The following is a 19926-nucleotide window of genomic DNA, read 5'->3' as shown; positions in this document are numbered from 1 at the left end:
AATATATAAATGCGCATTGTTTGAATTTTGTAAGCAGGTTAAAGTGTAAATTGTTAACTTAGAATTAAATACAAATCATATGGCACAGTTTAGTTTAAATATCAATGGCAAATCCGTTCAGGTAGATGTAGATCCCAACACCCCCCTGTTATGGGTACTGAGAGACCACTTGGACCTGGTGGGTACCAAATTCGGCTGCGGCATAGCACAATGTGGCGCTTGCACTGTACATGTAGATGGAGAGGCGGTAAGGTCCTGCTCATATCCGATCAGTATCGTGGAGGACAAAAAAGTGGTGACCATCGAAGGCCTATCGGAAAAGGGAGATCATCCGGTACAGAAAGCCTGGGTAGAACATGATGTGCCGCAATGCGGGTATTGTCAATCCGGGCAAATCATGTCTGCAGCTTCCCTTTTGGCCAGGAACCCCAAGCCAACAGACGAAGAGATAACTTCGGCAATGAATGGAAACATCTGTCGCTGTGGTACCTATACCCGGATAAAAGCAGCCATTAAAACGGCTTCCCAAACACTTTAACCCACTGAAATATGACATTGCTAAATAAAAAATTAGATAGGAGATCCTTTTTAAAGGTGTCAGGCCTTGCAGGAGGTGGAATGATGTTGAGCTTTAGTTGGCTGGCCGGTTGCAAACCGACACCGGAAGAAGTATTGACCATGCCAGATGAGTGGTTTGAAATCAACAGTTACATAAAAATAGGCGAAAATGGTGCAGTGACGCTTTTCAATCCTAATCCTGAATTCGGTCAAAATGTAAAAACGTCGCTCCCCATGATTCTGGCTGAGGAATTGGATGTGGACTGGAAAAACGTATTTGTAGAGCAGGCGGATTTTTATCCGGAGCGTTTTGACAGACAATTTACGGGAGGTTCGCAAAGTGTGCGTGCAGCCTGGACACCCCTGCGCACCGCCGGAGCCACTGCCCGACAATTGATAGTAAATGCAGCTGCACAATCCTGGAATGTTCCTGTGGCTGAAATCACCACCAATATGGGTACTGTGGAACATCAAGCCAGTGGCAAAAAGGCTGGCTATGGTGAGATGGCTTCCCTGGCAGGGACGCTGGATGCACCGGATCCGGAAACCATTAAACTCAAGGATAATGCAGATTTCAAAATCATTGGCCAGTCCAAAAAGAATGTGGATTTGCAAAAAATTGTAACAGGAAAGCCGATGTTTTCGCTGGATCATAAGGTTGAGGGAATGAAATATGCCGCCATTGTTCATCCGCCGGCCTTCGGAATGAAGCTCAAATCCTTTGACAAAAGCTCTGTGACATCCCTGCCGGGTATTCAGGATGCCTTTAAAGTTAAGGTTTTTAAGGACGATTATGGTAGAAATTTCTTTGATACCACTACATTCCCGGAGATCATCGCCATTGTGGGTAATTCTACCTGGGAGGTCTTGCAAGCCAAAAAAAGCCTCCAAGCTGAATGGGAAGAAGCTCCGGAAAGCACTTTTCCCATGGCGGGAAGGGGAGGTCAAACCAGAGATATTAGCGTTCCCGGAGGATTGGAGAATTCCAGCACGCACAAGGAAAAGATGGCGGAATTCCAGCGGAAACCAGGAAATATTCAAAGAAAAGACGGAGATCCGGAAGCTGCGTTCAAAAAAGCGGCCAGAGTGATTGAACGAACGTATACAGCTCCCTTTTTGGCCCACAACACCATGGAGCCGATGAATTGTTTCGCTGATGTGAAAGGGAATAGGGCCATCATTTACGGTCCAACCCAGGCGCCGGATTTTATTATGAACGCACTTTCCAGCAGCCTGGAGCTTCCCAAAGAAAATATCCAGATCAACCTTGCCCGGATGGGGGGAGGCTTTGGCCGGCGGGCTTATAGTCACCATATGGTAGAAGCGGCCTTGATTTCTCAAAAAATCCAGGCCCCTGTAAAAATGGTCTATACCCGGGAGGATGATATGTCGGCAGGGGTTTACAGGCCTACTTACTCAGCCACCTACCGTGCTGCTCTTGACGATAACAATAACTTGCTGGCATTGCATGTAAAGGCTGGGGGCATTCCTGAATCTCCTTTGCATGCCAATAGATTTCCTGCGGGAGCGATAGACAATTACCTGGCCGAAAGCTGGCAGATTGAATCAAACATCACCATTGGTGCTTTCCGGGCACCCAGATCCAATTTTATCGCCGGGGCCGAGCAAAGCTTCCTCGATGAATTGGCAGAGGAAATGGGAAAAGACCCCATTGCGTTCCGTCTGGAATTACTCAAGAGAGCCGAAACCAACCCCGTGGGTGAAAACAACGATTATGATCCGAAGAGATATGCCGGAGTACTGGAACTGGTAAGGGATAAATCCAACTGGTCAAATGTACCTGATGGTATTTCAAGAGGTGTTTCGGCTTACTTTTGCCATAATTCCTATGTAGCAGAGGTGGTAGATGTTAGTATCAAGGACAGAAAACCGGTTGTAGAAAACGTCTATGCTGCAGTCGATTGTGGAGTAGTAGTCAATCCCGACGCTGCCGCAAACATGGGCGAGGGAGCCATTGTGGACGGCATAGGGAACGCGTTTTTCGGAGAGATGGCGTTCGAAAACGGCGTGCCTACGAAAACTAATTTTGACAAATACCGCATGATCCGGCACGGCGAGGCACCAAAGAAGATTGAGGTGCATTTCGTCGAAAGTAAGGAGGATCCAACTGGGTTGGGCGAACCATTATTCCCCCCGGTTTTTGCCGCATTGGGCAATTCACTTTACAAGGCTACAGGCAAACGTCTCTATGAGCAACCTTTTCAGCCTCAGATCCTGCAAATAGAAAATCTGGGAATGTAGCGGGTATTGATACCTACACCGAGGGATTGGGTAAAGCAGGTCTGACACTGGGAATATTTAAATAGTTCCAGTTGTAGTTCCTTTAAATTTAAAGTAGAGGATTTCCTTTTCGAAAGCCGTGGATTACCAGAATTCGGGTAGGGAGGTGGTTTAATTTTCTTTTGGTAAAAGACGGCTGGTAAATCCTCCCTGAGCAATAACTGACTCAAGTCAATGGCTAATTAAGGCAGAAAGGCTTAGGGGAACATCAAATTCTTGGGATATTTGATTGATCCCTCTCAATCAATAGGGATTCCTGCAGCAGTTCAGTTAGGAAACGCATAAATCAAGCACAGCAATAATTCTACAATCAAGTGTAGTTTCAATTTTTTGAAATGTCATCAGTGTAAAAATCCGGGTTAACGTAATTTTAAAAAATAAATTTATAGTTTCAAAATAATTACGTATATTTTAGGTTGAAACAGATAAAGTTGTAAATGGATCAATCTGAGGGTCAAAAAAAAATTCCTTCACATGGAATGACTTCAGGTTGAATGAATTTCCGACAGCAATCACCTAAAAAACACAGAAATGAAAAGATGGGAAGCTTTGGATCTCTCAGAATTATTCGGATGAACTTGGGTTTTTGGTCTGTAGGTCGAGAAACTTCACCCTAATGTTTGGAAGGCTTGTTTTGTTGCAATGCTGGAAAAAGTTCCGGAAAGTAAGGTATGATGCTTTCCTGGATCACCAAAGAGATGGAATTCTTTACGGTGTACAAGGAAGGAGGCAAAAATGGCACTCCATTGGATATTCCGGTGATAGTGCTCCGCCATTAGAAGTTTTTTGACACGTTGAATCTTCAATGGATCTGCTAGGTTTTCAACTGAAGTTACCATGAAGTTGCCGTTAACCACGTCAATAATAATATAACCAAAGTTACCAGGGAAGGCTCGCAGCGTTGGCTTAATGAATCACAAATTCCGAAATTCTGGATAATGAACTAAACCTACAATGGTGCCGCTGCAACCCGAACATGCTTCATGCGGTAATCAGCAGGAGACATGCCGGAATATTTTCTGAATACATTCCGGAAAGCATTGGTATCCGTATACCCTACGTCAAACATGATCTCATACACTGATTTGTGGCCGTTTTCTAACTCGCGCTTTGCACCTTCTACCTTTACCCGTTGAATGTATTCGACTACGGTGTTGGACGTAGCCTTCTTAAATCTTCGTTCCATTGTCCTTCGGACAAGGTTAAATCTTTCGCACAAGGCCTCTACCGTCATTTTATCCTGATAGTGAGATTCAATAAAATCCTGAACTTGTTTTATTTGCCGATCTCAATGATCTTTCTGCCCCGTAAAAATGATAAAGGGAGACTGAGAGTTCCTGCCCCTGTCTATTTGAAATATTTTGGAACAATATATTGCGGCTTCTTTTCCTACTTGTTTTTCTATTAAATATAAAATCAGGTTGGCAGATGAAAAGGCACCTCCACCGGTATAAATTCCATCTTCATCTGTAAGTATTTTGTCTGGAACCATATTTATTTCAGGAAATAGCTTTTTAAAATCCGGGGCTGCCCGCCAATGAGTTACACAACTCTTGCCATTAAGTAAGCCGGTGCATCCCAGTATAAATGCTCCTAGACATAAACTGGCCACCTGTGCGCCCTTGTCACGCTTATCCTTTATCCAGGGGAAAAAGCCCTGATTCTTTTTCAAAGCTTCCGAAGTTAAATCCTTTTGAACTGGCGGGATAAGGATCATATCTGTCTTCTGGACTTCATTCAATAACCTGTCAGCTTCGATGGTGTATAGACCACGGTCTATACTGACTTTACGATCCTGGCCCACAATCTCCACGTCAAACATGGGTGATTGACCTTGCTGCTCTAGAAAAACATTTGCCTCAAGGAAACCCTGACGTGCATTCTCCATTCCCGCCAGATTTACATGATGCAAAAGCAAGATTGAAACATGTTTCATCGGTTTATAGATTTATGATTGACTTTAAATTTCCACATAACTTGTCCAGATCCTTAACGGGTAGAATCCCGCATGATTCATAATTATCCTGCCTGCAGTTGGCAGGCTCGATCTCATGACGCAAAATAACTATATTCTGTCGCATTCATCCCTTTTCTTTGTCGTTTTTACACGCTATAATCCTAAAGGAGAAAACCTATTTTTGCATAGTTAGCGGGTAAAAATAATCTGTTATTAATTTCCTTAAATCCGCAGGCGGATTTAAGAGATCAAATAAAAAGTTGAAACCTAACGATTACTGTGAATATGAAAAATAAAATGCTTTTGATCATAAGTCTACTTTTCGGATTGATATTTATCAATTCAGGGCTCAATAAGTTTTTCTATTACATGCCCATACCGGAGGACCTGCCTGAAAAGGTCCTACAAACCATGGAAGCTTTCAACAGCATTGGATGGTTGAATCCATTGGTGGGAGTAGTAGAGATCCTAGGAGGGCTTTTCTTTATACCGAAGAAGTCGCGGGCACTCGGTGCTATTTTGATTTTTCCTGTAATGGTAGGAATTATTGTCCATCATCTGGTGGTGGCTCCTTCAGGACTTGCGGTACCACTCGTGTTGTTCGGCATTTTGCTTTGGGTAATCGTTGAAAACCGTGAGAGATACTTACCGATGGTAAGATGATGAGTTTCACTAAAACTTCCAAAAACACCAAATGGTAGAAGTCTTTAAAACCAATGTAAACAATCCAAAAAATGCCAAAGTGCTAGTCGGGATAATTCACCGGCATTTTCCTGCTTACAGCGCCAATTTTGACCTTGAAGATTGCGATAATATCCTCCGTGTGGAATGTACCGGAACGCAACCTGATGCCGTTTGTATTATTGAAGCACTTGAACGGAGAGGTTACCATGCCGAAGTGTTGGTGGATAACATGGGAAATCCTGAAGATGCCAATAATTTTGATGATCATTCTTATAGAAACAAAACGCTGTCCTAATCCCATAACCTATTATGAGAAAAATAATTGTTTTATCATTTGTTACCCTGGATGGCGTCATGCAAGCACCGTGCGGGCCTGAGGAAGACAGATCCGGTGGTTTTAGATATGGCGGTTGGATTGCGCCTTTTTTTGATGAAACCTATGCCCAGGTCATGGAAAAGCAGATGAGTCCCTCAGACCTTCTTCTGGGCAGAAAGACATTTGAAATTTTTGCCGCTTACTGGCCGGAGCGGAGCGATCAATGGCCGGGTATCAATGAGGTGACAAAATACGTGATGTCCACAACCCTGCAAAAGTCAGGTTGGCAAAACTCGGTTTTCCTCAGTAGCCTAAAGGACATCAAGCGGCTTAAAAACACCGAAGGACCTGATATACAGGTACACGGCAGCGGGGAGCTTACTCAGTTATTGTTAAAACACGAGCTGGTGGACGAACTCTGGCTCAAAATTCACCCCTTGACCCTTGGGCAGGGTAAAAAGTTATTTGGCAAGGGTGCGATCCCAGCCGCATTTAGACTAACAGGAAACACAGTCACACCCAGCGGGGTAATCATTGCCAATTACAAACGAGCTGGTGAAGTGGACACGGGTACGGTGGGAGCGTAGGTCATCATTGGTATATTCAAGAAGCCGTTGAAGTGGAAAAATCGGGCTTAAAGGTTGATTTCAAAAAGAAGCAAACACCTATTCCTGATGAACTTGAAAAGAAATTTGAAGAATTTCCTAAACTAAAGAAAGCATTTTATAAACTGACACCGGGCCGGCAAAGAGGGTATATGATTCACTTTTCTCAACCCAAACAATCCAAAACACGGGCATCAAGAATCGAAAAGTGTATGGATAAGATTCTCAATGGAGAAGGATTGAACGATCGAAACAAATGATTAGGATTAAAGTAGGACAGAAAACATTTGGTGCGGCTTCGCGGTTACATTAGCTGTTGAGTGGCAAAAGAAATAGACAAACGACTGGAAGTAACCTGGTGGGGGTAAGGTTCTCATTCTTTGGAAGCTTACATTCGGGTCTTTGCTTTTATTCCAATTTTTTCCACAGCACTTTCCTCCAACGAAATACTGGAGGAAATTCTTAAAGGCCATATGCTCAACTACAAAGACAAAGAATATCTGGTATTTGAAGTCGCCTCAATAAAAGAGCCGGACCAGTTTGGTAAAATCCATACCACCTATATCAGCAAAAAGGAAGCTTAAAAAATTTACAATTCTTTATCCGGAGAATCAATGGGATCAGGCAAATAGCGCAGCAACCAAAATGAGGCCACTGCTAAAATGGTTGAACCGATAAAAGTGGTGAGTGCAAAATTAAAATTTTCCCTCAGTGCATTGTTCAGGGCGCCAAACAAGAACCATATCTGTATGCTGACAAAGAGTATGAGCAGCACAAGAATTCCTGTCATCAGTGCATTGGTTTTATTGGGGTGCGCCTGGTTTTGTGATCTTCTGTAATTACTCATGGCTAAATGAATTTTTCCTGATCTTTAGCTTTTACGTAAATTTGTCCTTCTTTTACTACCACGGCCAGTTGTGGCAGTGGTCTTGGGGGGGGACCCTGAAGGACATCTCCTGTTCGGGGATTAAAATACCCTTTGTGGCAGGGGCATTCTATCTTATCTATATCCGCTCTATACCGTACGGCGCAAGCCAGGTGTGTGCATTTCTGTTCGAATGCCCTCCACTCATTATCCTCCAGGTGGATAAGGATATAGGGTACCACTGCAGTACCCTCTATTTCAAATTGAAACATTTCCCCTACAGGTACATCAGCCTGATTGCACACAAAATGTTCTCCTTTTAATTCTTCTTCCGGAAAGTAAAGGGATTTAATTACTATTGCTCCATTTCCTAAGGCAAGTGTGCCGGAAAACAGACCCAGGTATTTGGCAAATTCCCTGCGGCTCACATGAGTGGCCTTTTTTTTATCTATCGGAAAATCACTTTTCCAATTGGGAATTTTACCAGGTTTTTTTTCGTCCATTTTAATGAATTGTTTATTCAACGATTAATGTGTGGGTGCCTTTTGGCATCATCACATTTACTTTGGTTTTTACCTCCTGATTTCCAAATTTAAAGGAGTTGACGGGCACACTGTCAGGCCTCATTTCTTCTATTTCCTTTACCGTGCCATAAAAGAGGGCCTGGCTTGGGCATACGGTCGCACACATTGGTTTTTTACCCACGCTGGTTCTGTCATAACACATGTTACATTTCATCATCAATTCCGCTTGCTCTTCCTTTTTAGGCACTCCAAATGGACAGGCCAACACGCAGTTAGAGCATCCGATACACCTTGAAGTATTGGCGGTATGTACTACGCCAAAATCATCCTGATGGATGGCGTCAGCCGGACAGACATTGGCACAGGTGGGGTCCTCACAATGCATACAGACCTGAACGGTGGTCTGTGTGCTTACTGCACGGTTGACGTAATTTACATGGATCATGCTTTCCTGCCCATTGGTTTCACATTCAGCACAAGCCATTTCACAGGCATGACAACCAATACATCGTTGCATGTCAACAAAAAAAGCCATTTCGGGATTGTAGTTGGTTTCAGGCATAATTTCAGGTTTTAGAATTTCAAATTCGGTTTTTCTCAATGTTCGATTTTATCACTTTATACTTTATGAATAGCTTTGGTAAGCTGTGTCAGTAAGTTTTTGTGTCGATTTTTTTCCTGTAACGATTAGCTGACAGGCACATACCTTGAATTCTGGTATTTTTGAGACTGGATCCAGTGTGCCAATCGTAAGCTGATTAGCGGATTGTTTCCCGCCCCAATGGTAAGGAATAAAAACAGTATCCTCCCTGATCGTTTCTACAATTTGAGCAGGAAATTCCCCTTCACCTCTTCTGGTGATTACCTTTATCATGTCCCTATCCTTTATTCCATATTGGAATGCCAGTTTTGGGTGAATTTCCAGTAGAGGCTCAGGGTATTGGTCTACCAATTTTCCGATTCTGCGTGTTGAGGTTCCACTCAGGTATTGGGATACAACCCTTCCCGTCGTCAGTAAAATAGGATACTCTTCATCGGTTCTTTCAGCAGGAGGCCGGTAGGAAACCGGATTAAAATGGGCTTTGCCATCTGGCGTTTTAAATTTCCGGTCTTCCCAAAGGCGAGGCGTCCCCGGATGATCTTCTGATGGGCAGGGCCAAAAAATGCCCATATTATCGACAATCTTTTTATAAGTTATCCCAAAGTAATCAGCAGTACCTCCCTTTGAGGCCACCCTTAATTCATTGAATATGTCCTCGCTGGTAGGATAATTGAATTTGTCTCCGACGCCAAGGCGATCGGCGATCTCCATTAAAATCTGACCATCTCTACGCGTATTTCCTGGAGGAGAGACAGCTTCATTGATCCTTACCACTCTTCCTTCGGCAGTAGTTACCGTGCCGTCTTCTTCTTCATGAAGCGAACCGGCCATGACAATATCCGCATGCCGGGCAGTTTCAGAAAGAAAGGTATCTATGCAAATGTAAAATTCGAGCTTTTCTAAAGCTTCCCTTACAAAATTATTGTTAGGCAATGAAACCAGCGGGTTGAAGCAAATAGAAATCATACCCTTTATTTCACCTCTATGAATGGCTTCTATCTGCTCATAGGCCGTTAAACCCTTACCGGGCATGTCTTTTTCGTCAATTCCCCAGACTTCGGCAATGTATTTTCTATGTTCGGGATTGGTGATATCCCTATTCCCAGGCAGCTGATCACATTTATGGCCATGCTCTCTTCCTCCCTGTCCATTGCCCTGTCCGGTTATGGTACCATATCCACAGTAGGGTTTTCCTATTCGACCTGATGCCAATACTATATTGATACAGCTCAATACATTTTCTACACCCTTGGAGTGGTGCTCAATTCCTCTGGCGTGAAGTAAAAAGCTGGTTTTGGCTTTACCCCAAAGGGTGGCTGCGGCTAAAATCTGTTGCCTCGGAATTCCTGTTGTCTCTTCGGCCCATTCCAGATCATAGTCTTTTACTGCCTCAATGGCTTCTTCGAAGCCGGAAGTATGATTGTTGATAAAATCATGGTCAATCCAGTCATTGTCCACCATGATTTTGAGTATGGCACCAAAAAGAGCGGAATCACCTCCGGGTTTAACGGGTAAATGTATGTCGGCAGTTCTTGCCAGGGGGATAACCCTGGGGTCAACTACAATTAGTTTCGCTCCTTTATCCCTGGCCTGCCAAATATAATGGGTTAAAGTGGGGAAGGTTTCGCTGATGTTTGCCCCGGCGACCAGAATTACTTCAGCATGTTTTAAATCCGCCCAGCTATTGGACGCCCTGTCCAATCCAAATGCTTTTTTATTCCCTCCCCCCGCACTTACCATGCAAAGGCGTCCATTATAATCCAGATTGGCAGTCTTAAGGGCTACACGGGCAAACTTGCCAATCATGTAGCTCTTTTCATTGGTCAGCGACACACCGGACAACATGGCAAATGCATCATTGCCATATTTGGCTTGAATGCGTTTGATTTCGCTAACGGTTTTACTCATTGCCTGTTCCCAACTTATCGGCTCAAAACCGGCACCTTCTACTCGCTGTATCGGGTCCATCAGTCGGTCAGGATGGTTGTTTTGCATGTATCGTTGTACCCCTTTTGGGCAAAGCCGTCCTTCATTAAAGGGAAATTCCATCCAGGGTTCGAATCCTGCAATTTTATTATCTTTCACTTTAAGCTGAATCCCACATTGCATGCCGCAATAGCAACAATGCGTTTTTACCAATTTATCAGGCTCATGGCTACCTTCAAAGCCACTTTGTGGGGGATAAGCTTTGTGAGGTCCATATTTATCTATTATTTTATCAACTGATGCGGGTAGTTTCGCCATTCCTTTACCTCTTTATATTTTTATCCAAAGAATTTTCCTGATTCTTTTCTTGCCTCAAAATGGGCTTTTGCCAAAGCCGAACGCTTGCCTTCAGGGCTAAGGTCCAAATGATTTCTTCCATCCTTTTTATCATAATCAAATCCCAGATCCTTGGTAAGGGTCTTGAGGTCATTCACGTGCAATTGGGTGGCAAACTCCTTACCAGTGTGTTCACAGGTTGCCATTCCTCTGCGCTCCCCTTCATGCTTGTACAAGTTTGCACCCAGCTGGGCAAGGCGCTGGAAAATATGAAAAAACTTTCCAAAAGGAAGCCATACCAGCCATAAAATAACCACAATCGCATGCGTAACGGCCATAAACTGGTAGGTTTTGCCCTGCAGAAACGTATAATCGTAGGATATGCCAAGCCCTGTCACTGAAATAGCGATAAGTAAGATCAACGGAAGTAAATCTTCGGAAAATGATTGGGTAGCTATAAGGCCACCATCAGTAACCCTCCGCTTCATCATCATCACCGAACCGATGATGACTAAAATGGAGCACCAAACCAGCCCGTGGAATGCTACAAATGCCTGAACCGACCCCAAAGGAAAAGTTCCTGCTTCAAAACCAAAAACCTTGGCATAATAGGTTACGTCATCCCCTGGTCTTAGCTCAAAGTGAATCCATCCGAAGGTAAGTGGGATGGTAATAGCAAATGCCAATAAACAGCCAATGGCCATTAGAAAATGCCCGGCCCAACGGGTTTTACTCCGATGGGCAATGAATCGTTGAAAAATAATATTTTTAAAAAATAGCTTCAGGGATCGTAAGGCATAGGAAATGAAATCTTTGCTGAAGAGAAAATTCATACTCCTGCGCCAGTAAAGGCGGGTTGGAGGTCTTTGTAACCAAACCGAGTACCGGTAGGCAATGCCGAAAACTGCAAATAATGTACCTATCAGGTAGGCAATTAGTGCTGGATCAAAATTTTGAAGATCACGGGACCCCAGCAATACCAGAAAACCAACGATAACTACAGCAATTGTGGCTTTGATCACCGCCACTCGGTTTAGGGTTTGAAATAGTCTCAGCATAAGTTGGCGCTTATTTATTTCTCAATTTAGGTGAAGATACCAATATCATTTAGTTTTACCTTATGAAGCCAATTTTTTTTGATTAATTCTCAGGTATTTTCCACAAATATTTCCGGGAAAAGTATTTTAACTACATTATAATTATTTGTAACAGGATGATTACTTCCCAATAGATCAGCTTATTCTTGTTTTACGCAATTGCCCTTCTCTTTCATTTGGAGGTTACCAATCCTTGGAAAATATTTCGCAAGAAGCCCACAAATACTGCAAGCCAGGCTGAAACCGCTAAGTAAATAAAATACTGAGGGATGATTTGTAGGAAATCAAGCCCTAATGCTTGGCTAAGCCGGTACGTGCAAACAGTATACATTCCCAAGGGAAAAACCATGCCCCAATAGCTAGGATGATACCCTGACGATGAAGAAGGCACAGGCACTCTCATTTTAAGGTGTCTCCACGCTCCCAAGATAAGGAGTAGTGGGATCCACCAGGTTCCCCCTGCCCAATAAAAAAGGGTAAAGGCTTTTGTAAAAGGAAGGATCTCCTTTAAAAGCGGCATTTCGTTGGATTTCAAAATCAATAAACTTCCAGCAAGCGTGGTGATAGCCGTGGCGCCCATATTGATCCAATAAGGTGCGCCCAATTCATCCGCCTTAAGTTCAAAAAAAGATAATCTGTATACAATCAGAGACATAATGTATAAATACAATAAAGCGCCTGTGAAAAATAAACAAAGGGAAATAAACAAAAAGATTTCCGGGTTGAAATAGCTTAGGTCTGCTACCAATGTGAATAAAGTGGATAAAGCCTGTGTAGCTACTATGATGATGAGCCAGGTGCCACTGATTCCCTGTTCCAGGCCTTGTTTATTTTCAGTAACCGTTATGAAGTAAAAAAAACCATAAGTAATTAAAATCCAGGCAAATAGAGCCGTGATAAACAATGCAAGAACCCATTGATTCACATCGTAGAATAGTGCGATTTGATTAGCCAGGATGGCTGCTGCTGCAACAAATGTGAAAAATCCCGGCCCTTTTTGATACGATTTTAAATCACTTAAGACAGAGGGAAAATAAAAGATGATACGAGTCAGAAGTAAAATAAATAAAACCGAAAAGAATCCAACATTAAGCCAAAACAATCCCCTGGAAAAGCTTTCAAACTCTAATAGATGCAGGGCAATTGAGACAATTCCCGTAGCCATTACCAAAGCAAAATAGGTAGGCAACAAGTTTTTAATCATTGCTTTTCCGTTGGATATCATTTTTAATCATTTTTTCCCCCAAACATTATTTCCATAAAAGGTAACTGAAATCTGAAAAACGATCAGGTGTTTGTTTCTTTAATACCAATAACAAGCATTTTGCTGGGAAAACCTGATCTGGATTACATTTTTTTTACAGTTGACTATGAGATTTTAATCGGGATTTATGGAGAAAATGTGCCCCGATCATTCTTTTTTTGGGTATTTAATTTCAATGCATAAGCAATTATTGCACAAAGGACGCTGAGAATAGCAATGACAATGAAGCCCCTTGCATACCCAATCTGACCATAAATGTCGACAAATGCACCTAAAATCGGAATAATAAGAAGCGTACCAGCACCCCCAACACCTCCGATCCATCCTGAGGCACCACCCACGGCATCCGGTATATATTTGGGCACCAACTCAAAGATAGCTGCATTGGCGATGCCCATACCCGTACCGATAACGATCATGCCAAAAAAAGACACATAGGCATCTGATGTGATGGTCAATACCAATGCACCAAAAGCCATTGTTACAAAACTCAGGATCGCAACGTTTTCTCCACCAAATTTATCACTCCACTTGCCTCCCGGGATTCTAATCAGGGAACCATAAATGGTGAATACTGCAGCGATTAATCCTGCACTCATCAGCCCCATGCCGTGAAAAAGGGTCCAATATGTGGGAAACCATGCAGTTAATGCAGTGAATCCACCACCAAAAGAAATGGTATATAGAAATACCAGAATCCAGGTGCGATAGTTTGAAGCTGAATGTTTAAGCGAAATCCAGGTTCCCCCTGATGGAAATACATCTTGTCCTAGATCTTTAGCAATACTTTTTGCATTCTCATGATTTACATCCTTTTTAACAAGTTGAAAATAATAAGAGTCTACTGCAAAAATGGCGAATATGACCGATGCTGCTATTAGAAATACCAACCAACTTAAATAAGCTGCCGCTAAACCGATTGCTCCAATTAACAAGGGTATTACATAATTCAAAACACCAGGACCAATATTTCCCAGACCTGCATAAATGCCGAGGGCATGGCCTTGCTTTTCCTTAGGAAACCAATAAGAAGTTTTAGGTACGCCAACGGAAAATGTGGCACCCCCGGCACCTCCTAAAACACCAAATAAAAGAAACAACGGAAAAAGGCTTTCATCAAATTCATTTGGATAGTACAGATACAGCATTCCTGTAATGCCTGCTAATCCTAATATGCTACATCCTAGAAGAATCAAAAATGGTTTTTTCCCGCCCACCTCGTCCACCCAGGCACCAAAAGGTACTCTTAGAATTGCTTTACTAAGGTGGGGAGAGGAAATAAGTACGCCAAGCATTGCACCAGAGAGCCCTAGCGATTCTTTGAATTCAGGGCCGGCAACTCCATACAGCACAATAGTTGTCAGACCTGCAAAAAGCCCCAGTGTTGAAGTCCATAAACCTAGTTGAGGATAACCAGTTAATCCGTATTTATCTTTACTCGGTTGAAGCATCAATTTATATTCAAGTCCAAAAGTACTGATTATTTGATAAAATGGTTTAGGTTTCTCATTTCTATCACTCTGATGTTCCCCTTTAGTTTTATAAAAATAATAGAGACATTTTGAGGCCTAACATCAACAATTTAATTACCGATAATTTTGTCGTAAATAGAATTTCGCTTACTTTTGTTGAAAATAACTGACCAATATCATGTTTTCCAAATCCTGTGAATACGGCATCAAGGCCATTATCTATATCGCCACCAGATCGCTGGAGGGCGAAAGGGTTAAAATAAGAGAGGTGAGCAAAGGAATTAATGCTCCTGAGGCCTTCACGGCCAAAATCTTAACTTCCTTAATTAAAGAGAAAATCCTGGAGTCCAGAAAAGGACCCTATGGAGGTTTTATCATTGGCATACAAAGGATAGCAGAAATTAAAGTCAGTGATATTGTATCCGCAATTGATGGAGAGGATATTTACAAAGGCTGTGGCCTTGGTCTTGAGGAATGTAACAATAGTCAACCCTGTCCTATGCACGGTAAATTTGTCAAAATAAGGGAAGAACTTAGAGAGATGCTTGAAAGTACTACTATTCTTGAATTGGCCACTGGTTTAAAATCCGGCAAGGCCCTTTTGATCAGATAAAAAAATTTCAACCTATTTCCGATAATTTTATCCAAAATGTATATCAGAAAGTTTTATATCAGTCTATTAGCTGTTTTTTCCCATTTTCCAAAGGTGGTATTCGCTCAACCTACTCCAAACCCGGATACCTCGAACTGGCTGGCAAGCCCTGGAATAATAGGTACTATTTTGCTGATAGTAATAGTGCTTGTCATTGCCATATTCATCCTGACCGTGAAGGCTTCGGCATATTTCACCCAGCTTCAATCCAGGACAGAGAGAAATAAGAAAATTGAATTCGGTGAACGGCTTCTGAAAATGGACGAAACGGAGATTGACACCGTTTTGGAAAAACGCAAGAAAGCAGTTTCCTATCGATTGTCCGGAGATGAACTGGGAAGCAATCTGGAAGTGGATGACAGCAGGGGAATCATTGCAGCGATAACTCATGAGCCAAGCAATCCACTTGTAGATGAAAAGAAAAAGTCCCCCATCACCATTGATACACCCTTCCACCTAAAAAAAATGATTACCTGGTATATCGGAGCCGCTGTTTTTTGGTTGGTATTCGGTACGCTAATCGGTCAATATTTGGGGATGAAATTTATTTGGCCCGAAATGGATACCATTTCCTGGCTTTCATTTGGAAGGTTGAGGCCGGTACATACCAATGCGGTTTTTTGGGGTTGGGCTTCCCTTGCCATGATCGGATTGGGATATTTTGTGATCACAAGGACGTCCAATACCAAATTATACAGTTATAAACTTGCTTGGTATGCCTGGTGGTTGATGAACAGCAGTGTTGCAATAGGCACCCTGTTGTTAATGTCGGGCATTAATAACGGTGGAGGTGAATACAGAGAATATATATGGCCGGTGGCATTTCTTTTTGCCATTGGTATGGTTTTGACGTTCTACAATTTCTACCAAACGGTAGCCCATCGAAAAATAGATGAAATCTACGTGTCAAACTGGTACCTGTTGGGAGGATTGGGCTGGACGATAATTCTGGTTATAATCGGCTATCTACCCATGTATCAGGATGGATTGGGAGAGACTGTGATCCAGGGGTATTACATGCACCAGGGGGTGGGCATGTGGTTTATGACCTTTACCCTGGGCCTGATTTATTATTACCTCCCATCATCTCTTAATAAACCGATTTATTCCTATTCACTGGGCGTTCTGGCCTTTTGGACGCAGATGTTGTTTTATACCCTTATCGGTACCCATCATTTTGTTTTCAGTCCTTTGCCATGGTGGCTTCAGACAGTGGCCATTGTATTCAGTGCCGGCATGTTGATACCGGTAGTAGCCGGTACAACCAACTTTCTCATGACAATGAAAGGAAGCTGGAATGAAATTTCCAAGAGCTATGTCCTTCCCTTCTTTTTGGTGGGGGTGGTATTTTATTTTGTCGGTTCCGCTCAGGGAAGTCTCCAAGCCTTTCGGTTTACGAATTTCATATGGCATTTTACGGACTTTAATGTGGCCCATTCCCATATGACCATGTACGGCATCATCACCTTTATCCTTTGGGCTTGCGTGTACGCCATTCTTCCCAAAATAACAGGTAGAGAACCTAAGCAAATCATGGTAGGAATGCATTTCTGGATGGCATTTATTGGCCTTTTTGCGTACATGGTATCACTGATGGTAGGGGGCACCATGAAGGGACTCAGTTGGATAGAAGGTAAACCGTTTATTGAATCTGTCATCCTGATGACACCTTTCTGGCTTTGGAGGGCTATCGGTGGAACCCTCATGTTCATCTCTCACCTGCTTTTTGCCTATAATTTCTTCTATATGACCGGAGGTCAAAGGAAAACAATGTTAAATCCAAAAATAAACAGGCCAGATCCGGAAAATCGCGGAACAATTTACCAAGACGCAAGAAACGAAACAGTCACCTTTTAACTGAATTTGAAATGTTAGATTTTCATAAGAATCATAAACTTCTCGTTGGTACGGCGCTATTCGGATTTTTGATGCTGAGTACTTTTGTTGCACTGGTACCTGCCTTTCAGATCCAACAAACCCAGCCCCTCCCCAGTATGGAGACCTTCTCGGAGGAGGAATTGAAGGGCCTGCACATTTATGTTCAGGAAAATTGTATGTCATGCCACACCCAACAGGTAAGAAATATAGAAATGGACAATACCTGGGGAAACAGGCCTTCTATTCCATCAGATTATTACTATAGCAAGCAAAGACAGGATGTTTGGCGGCAATCTCCTTCACTTTTGGGAAGTGAAAGAACCGGTCCCGATCTCACTGAGGTAGGGCAAAGACAACCCGGAATGGAATGGCATTTACTTCACCTATACAATCCCAGGATTGTAGTCAAAGAATCCATCATGCCATCCTACCCCTGGCTATTTGAAGTTAAGGAGAAATCCAAAGTGAAAAATACCGACCATTTGGTTCCCGTTCCCGAGGAATTCCTGCATTCTTCTGGCAAACAGGTGGTGGCTTCCCAAGAAGCGCTGTATCTGGTAGCCTATCTTCAATCTCTTAAACAAGCTGAAATGCCTCAAAATCCTGCTGTCAGCTTTATTCCTTCGTCAAAGGAAAAGGAGCCTGTGGACAATTCAGTTGGAGAATTACTTCCGGATGGCCAGAATTTGTACATGAACAATTGTGCGGCCTGTCATCAGGCTGATGGAAGTGGTTTGTCAGGTGCCTTTCCTCCTCTGGCCGGGAGCCCCATTGTCAATGATGAAAATCCTGAAACGTTGATCAGAATCATTATGGAAGGCTACGATGCCAGAGCAGAATATGGGGTAATGGCCGGTTTTGAGTCCACCCTCTCTGATGAGGAAATTGCAGCGATTGTTAATCATGAACGCTCAAATTGGGGAAATTCCGCCAACGCTGTCACCGTCGACGAAGTAAAGGAAATCAGAACATTCGTTAACTCACAAAAATAAATATATCATGGAAAAGAAAGAAATCTATCTGGAATCATTGAAAACAGCTACTCCTCAGGAGGGCCGGGAACTGGCTATCAAACTGGCCCGTAAATCAGTGGCTGCCATCCAAACTGATGGTGAAATCAGGAAAAAACTCAGAAATGACTATGCTCAGGATACCGCACAGCTGATTGCGTCATCGCAAGTAATTGCCACGGAGTTTCAAACCATTGCCATGGCCAATAATTTCTGGAAATGATGCGGAAATTCAAAACCATACTCATTAGTCTTGTCCTGTTCAGCTATGCACCTTTTGGTTTTGCATGCGAGGTCTGTAAATCCAATCAGCCAAAAATGCTGGAAGACATTACCCACGGGCAAGGGCCCCAGGGTAATGTAGATTTCCTGATTACCTGGACAGCAGCGATTTTGGTTGGCTTTACTTTGATTTTCAGCGTCAAATTTCTGGTCATGCCCAAAGAAAACAGGCCTGACCATATCAAAAACATTATCCTGGAATAATAATCGTTAACACCATGGAAGATAACAGAACAGTAAAAATATTCCTTGATTCGGACTCAAAACCATTTGCCGAATTTGCGCCCCCGGTGAAATTTGTTTTGGACACCACCAAAATCCCTGACGGGAAGCACATGCTCAAAATCATCGCCAAATCCACTTCAGGGAAGGAGGGAGTCAAGACAATACCTTTTGAGGTGAGAAACGGACCGGATATTTCCGTTCTTGGTCTAAAGGAGGGAGAAGTTGTCAACCAACAAATTCCGATTACAGTAAATTCCTATGGAAGTGAGCGCAACGATTTCTTTATGATAAGAGGCTCGGAAACCCCCCAGGCTATCCCGGCCTGGGTTTGGGCACTCATCATTTCATTTGCAGGTTTTGCTGTATTTTATTTTACGATGTTCTGGAACCCGGAACTGTATAAATCCTTTTTCTGATGCAGAATAAAAGAGAAATTACCAGCATTGAAGACATTAAGCTAATGGTGGATATCTTCTATGAAAAAGTCCGAAATGATAATCTTCTTAAAGATATTTTCAACGAAAGAATCCAGGAAAGGTGGCCAGAACATTTGGAAAAAATGTACAGGTTTTGGCAAACTGTCTTATTGGAAGAACATACCTATTATGGAAGCCCCTTTGTTCCACATGCAAAGTTACCGGTAGACAAACAACATTTTAACCGCTGGGTCGGGCTATTCTCCGAAACTGTTGATGAGCGATTCTACGGTGAAAAAGCAGAAAGGGCCAAATGGCAGGGCGAAAGAATGGCGGATTTATTCCATTCCAAAATCAAATACTATCAAAATAATCCGGCTCGACCGATTTTATGATTAGAGACAAGGGTAAAAATATTCCGGGCCATTTCTGCAATTTAAATAAAGGTAACTTGAGGTTTTTCATTAGGGAAAAGGCCTAAAAACCATTAGAAATAGTAAGCCATGAATATCATCGATAAATTGATTGAGCACATCAATAAACCTGAAGTAGAAACAAAAAACAAAGCTCCTGAAGGTCTATGCCCGGTTTGCTGGGGAATTCAGGAATATGATGGAAAAGTCAGGGTCCTGGTAAAGGACAGGCAAATTGAAATCAACAACCAGCAAAAAAAGGACATGCGTTTAAAGGCTTTTGTAAAAGAACATATTGAGGGTATACGATTGCAAGAGGGTGAGGTCCTTACCTGTCCAAATTGTTCAGAAAGAATGAAAAGGACTGAATAAGAGGTATAAAATAATAAAGGATAAATTTGTCCTTTATTATTTTATACCTACCTTTGTATTCATAAATAAAGGGTTTGAGGTCGAACCAACTCATACCTGAGAATGGAAAAATGTATGAATAGTTTTTAGGGTATTAATATATTAAAGTACCTATAGAAGCGACAATAGAATT

The 19926-nt window shown here is 42.5% G+C and carries 25 protein-coding genes; 15 read left to right on the top strand and 10 right to left on the bottom strand.

Annotation, left to right across the window (positions count from 1 at the left end; all coding sequences use genetic code 11):
* Nucleotides 1-79: 79 nt before the first annotated feature.
* Both G9Q97_RS06790 and G9Q97_RS06785 read left to right on the top strand, forming a co-directional pair.
* Entirely contained in the window at nucleotides 80-538 is a 459-nt protein-coding gene (locus G9Q97_RS06790; RefSeq protein ID WP_073098245.1) for a (2Fe-2S)-binding protein, read from the top strand.
* Nucleotides 539-549: 11 nt separating this feature from the next.
* The gene (locus G9Q97_RS06785) at nucleotides 550-2820 is read left to right on the top strand and encodes a xanthine dehydrogenase family protein molybdopterin-binding subunit (RefSeq protein ID WP_166144459.1); all 2271 of its coding nucleotides are present in this window, start codon (nucleotides 550-552) and stop codon (nucleotides 2818-2820) included.
* Nucleotides 2821-3467: 647 nt separating this feature from the next.
* Here the strand turns inward: G9Q97_RS06785 and G9Q97_RS06780 are convergent.
* From G9Q97_RS06780 to G9Q97_RS06775, 3 genes are all read right to left on the bottom strand, one after another.
* Complete coding sequence (locus tag G9Q97_RS06780; protein ID WP_166144456.1) at nucleotides 3468-3698, bottom strand: hypothetical protein; 231 nt, start codon at nucleotides 3696-3698, stop codon at nucleotides 3468-3470.
* A 110-nt stretch (nucleotides 3699-3808) separates the two neighbouring features.
* The gene (locus G9Q97_RS25280; protein WP_317168731.1) at nucleotides 3809-4093 is read right to left on the bottom strand and encodes a helix-turn-helix transcriptional regulator; all 285 of its coding nucleotides are present in this window, start codon (nucleotides 4091-4093) and stop codon (nucleotides 3809-3811) included.
* 54 nt (nucleotides 4094-4147) lie between these two features.
* Nucleotides 4148-4795, bottom strand: coding sequence for a GlxA family transcriptional regulator (locus tag G9Q97_RS06775; RefSeq protein WP_317168730.1), 648 nt, complete (start codon nucleotides 4793-4795; stop codon nucleotides 4148-4150).
* Nucleotides 4796-5101: 306 nt separating this feature from the next.
* Between G9Q97_RS06775 and G9Q97_RS06770 the strand changes: the two genes are divergently transcribed.
* From G9Q97_RS06770 to G9Q97_RS06750, 5 genes are all read left to right on the top strand, one after another.
* Complete coding sequence (locus tag G9Q97_RS06770; RefSeq protein ID WP_166144453.1) at nucleotides 5102-5479, top strand: DoxX family protein; 378 nt, start codon at nucleotides 5102-5104, stop codon at nucleotides 5477-5479.
* A 31-nt stretch (nucleotides 5480-5510) separates the two neighbouring features.
* Nucleotides 5511-5795 carry a hypothetical protein gene (locus tag G9Q97_RS06765; RefSeq protein WP_166144450.1) on the top strand — a complete coding sequence of 95 codons (285 nt, stop codon included), beginning with the start codon at nucleotides 5511-5513 and terminating at the stop codon, nucleotides 5793-5795.
* A gap of 14 nt (nucleotides 5796-5809) precedes the next feature.
* Nucleotides 5810-6403, top strand: a complete 594-nt coding sequence (locus tag G9Q97_RS06760; protein ID WP_166144447.1) for a dihydrofolate reductase family protein — start codon at nucleotides 5810-5812, stop codon at nucleotides 6401-6403.
* A 32-nt stretch (nucleotides 6404-6435) separates the two neighbouring features.
* Nucleotides 6436-6681 (top strand): YdeI/OmpD-associated family protein, encoded by a 246-nt coding sequence (locus G9Q97_RS06755; RefSeq protein WP_317168729.1) that lies wholly within the window; start codon nucleotides 6436-6438, stop codon nucleotides 6679-6681.
* Nucleotides 6682-6801: 120 nt separating this feature from the next.
* Nucleotides 6802-7005 (top strand): hypothetical protein, encoded by a 204-nt coding sequence (locus tag G9Q97_RS06750; protein WP_166144444.1) that lies wholly within the window; start codon nucleotides 6802-6804, stop codon nucleotides 7003-7005.
* A gap of 5 nt (nucleotides 7006-7010) precedes the next feature.
* Here the strand turns inward: G9Q97_RS06750 and G9Q97_RS06745 are convergent, their stop codons facing one another.
* The 7 genes from G9Q97_RS06745 to G9Q97_RS06715 all read right to left on the bottom strand — a co-directional run bounded on the left by G9Q97_RS06745 (nucleotide 7011) and on the right by G9Q97_RS06715 (nucleotide 14485).
* Complete coding sequence (locus G9Q97_RS06745) at nucleotides 7011-7268, bottom strand: DUF6755 family protein (RefSeq protein WP_166144441.1); 258 nt, start codon at nucleotides 7266-7268, stop codon at nucleotides 7011-7013.
* Between the two features lie 2 nt (nucleotides 7269-7270).
* On the bottom strand, nucleotides 7271-7789 hold the full coding sequence (locus tag G9Q97_RS06740; RefSeq protein ID WP_166144438.1) for a QcrA and Rieske domain-containing protein: 519 nt from the start codon (nucleotides 7787-7789) through the stop codon (nucleotides 7271-7273).
* A 13-nt stretch (nucleotides 7790-7802) separates the two neighbouring features.
* On the bottom strand, nucleotides 7803-8372 hold the full coding sequence (locus G9Q97_RS06735; RefSeq protein WP_166144435.1) for a 4Fe-4S dicluster domain-containing protein: 570 nt from the start codon (nucleotides 8370-8372) through the stop codon (nucleotides 7803-7805).
* 63 nt (nucleotides 8373-8435) lie between these two features.
* Nucleotides 8436-10655 (bottom strand): molybdopterin oxidoreductase family protein, encoded by a 2220-nt coding sequence (locus G9Q97_RS06730; protein ID WP_166144432.1) that lies wholly within the window; start codon nucleotides 10653-10655, stop codon nucleotides 8436-8438.
* Between the two features lie 20 nt (nucleotides 10656-10675).
* On the bottom strand, nucleotides 10676-11731 hold the full coding sequence (locus G9Q97_RS06725; protein ID WP_166144430.1) for an MFS transporter: 1056 nt from the start codon (nucleotides 11729-11731) through the stop codon (nucleotides 10676-10678).
* Nucleotides 11732-11942: 211 nt separating this feature from the next.
* The gene (locus tag G9Q97_RS06720; protein ID WP_166144427.1) at nucleotides 11943-12995 is read right to left on the bottom strand and encodes a tellurite resistance/C4-dicarboxylate transporter family protein; all 1053 of its coding nucleotides are present in this window, start codon (nucleotides 12993-12995) and stop codon (nucleotides 11943-11945) included.
* A gap of 164 nt (nucleotides 12996-13159) precedes the next feature.
* Nucleotides 13160-14485 carry an MFS transporter gene (locus tag G9Q97_RS06715; RefSeq protein ID WP_166144424.1) on the bottom strand — a complete coding sequence of 442 codons (1326 nt, stop codon included), beginning with the start codon at nucleotides 14483-14485 and terminating at the stop codon, nucleotides 13160-13162.
* Between the two features lie 199 nt (nucleotides 14486-14684).
* On the opposite strand from G9Q97_RS06715, the gene G9Q97_RS06710 reads away from it, so the two are divergent.
* The 8 genes from G9Q97_RS06710 (at nucleotide 14685) to G9Q97_RS06675 (ending at nucleotide 19754) form a co-directional block, all read left to right on the top strand.
* A complete protein-coding gene (locus tag G9Q97_RS06710; protein WP_166144421.1) occupies nucleotides 14685-15119 on the top strand; it encodes an RrF2 family transcriptional regulator in 435 nt (144 codons plus the stop codon).
* Nucleotides 15120-15155: 36 nt separating this feature from the next.
* Nucleotides 15156-17015 carry a cbb3-type cytochrome c oxidase subunit I gene (locus tag G9Q97_RS06705; protein WP_166144418.1) on the top strand — a complete coding sequence of 620 codons (1860 nt, stop codon included), beginning with the start codon at nucleotides 15156-15158 and terminating at the stop codon, nucleotides 17013-17015.
* A gap of 11 nt (nucleotides 17016-17026) precedes the next feature.
* Nucleotides 17027-18028, top strand: a complete 1002-nt coding sequence (locus tag G9Q97_RS06700; protein WP_166144415.1) for a cbb3-type cytochrome c oxidase subunit II — start codon at nucleotides 17027-17029, stop codon at nucleotides 18026-18028.
* Nucleotides 18029-18035: 7 nt separating this feature from the next.
* The gene (locus G9Q97_RS06695) at nucleotides 18036-18269 is read left to right on the top strand and encodes a hexameric tyrosine-coordinated heme protein (protein ID WP_166144412.1); all 234 of its coding nucleotides are present in this window, start codon (nucleotides 18036-18038) and stop codon (nucleotides 18267-18269) included.
* Complete coding sequence (locus G9Q97_RS06690) at nucleotides 18266-18532, top strand: hypothetical protein (protein ID WP_222851932.1); 267 nt, start codon at nucleotides 18266-18268, stop codon at nucleotides 18530-18532. The genes G9Q97_RS06695 and G9Q97_RS06690 overlap by 4 nt, the downstream gene beginning before the upstream one ends.
* Nucleotides 18533-18546: 14 nt before the next feature.
* Nucleotides 18547-18969, top strand: coding sequence for a cytochrome C (locus G9Q97_RS06685; protein ID WP_166144409.1), 423 nt, complete (start codon nucleotides 18547-18549; stop codon nucleotides 18967-18969).
* Nucleotides 18969-19364: a group III truncated hemoglobin gene (locus G9Q97_RS06680; RefSeq protein WP_166144406.1), complete on the top strand. Its 396-nt coding sequence runs from the start codon at nucleotides 18969-18971 to the stop codon at nucleotides 19362-19364. The genes G9Q97_RS06685 and G9Q97_RS06680 overlap by 1 nt, the downstream gene beginning before the upstream one ends.
* A 108-nt stretch (nucleotides 19365-19472) precedes the next feature.
* Nucleotides 19473-19754 carry a hypothetical protein gene (locus tag G9Q97_RS06675; protein ID WP_222851931.1) on the top strand — a complete coding sequence of 94 codons (282 nt, stop codon included), beginning with the start codon at nucleotides 19473-19475 and terminating at the stop codon, nucleotides 19752-19754.
* The last annotated feature ends 172 nt before the right edge of the window (nucleotides 19755-19926 follow it).

Origin of the sequence: Cyclobacterium plantarum, from assembly GCF_011290685.1 — a bacterium.
Lineage (GTDB): Bacteria > Bacteroidota > Bacteroidia > Cytophagales > Cyclobacteriaceae > Cyclobacterium > Cyclobacterium plantarum.
This window is presented reverse-complemented; position numbering and strand designations above follow the sequence as displayed.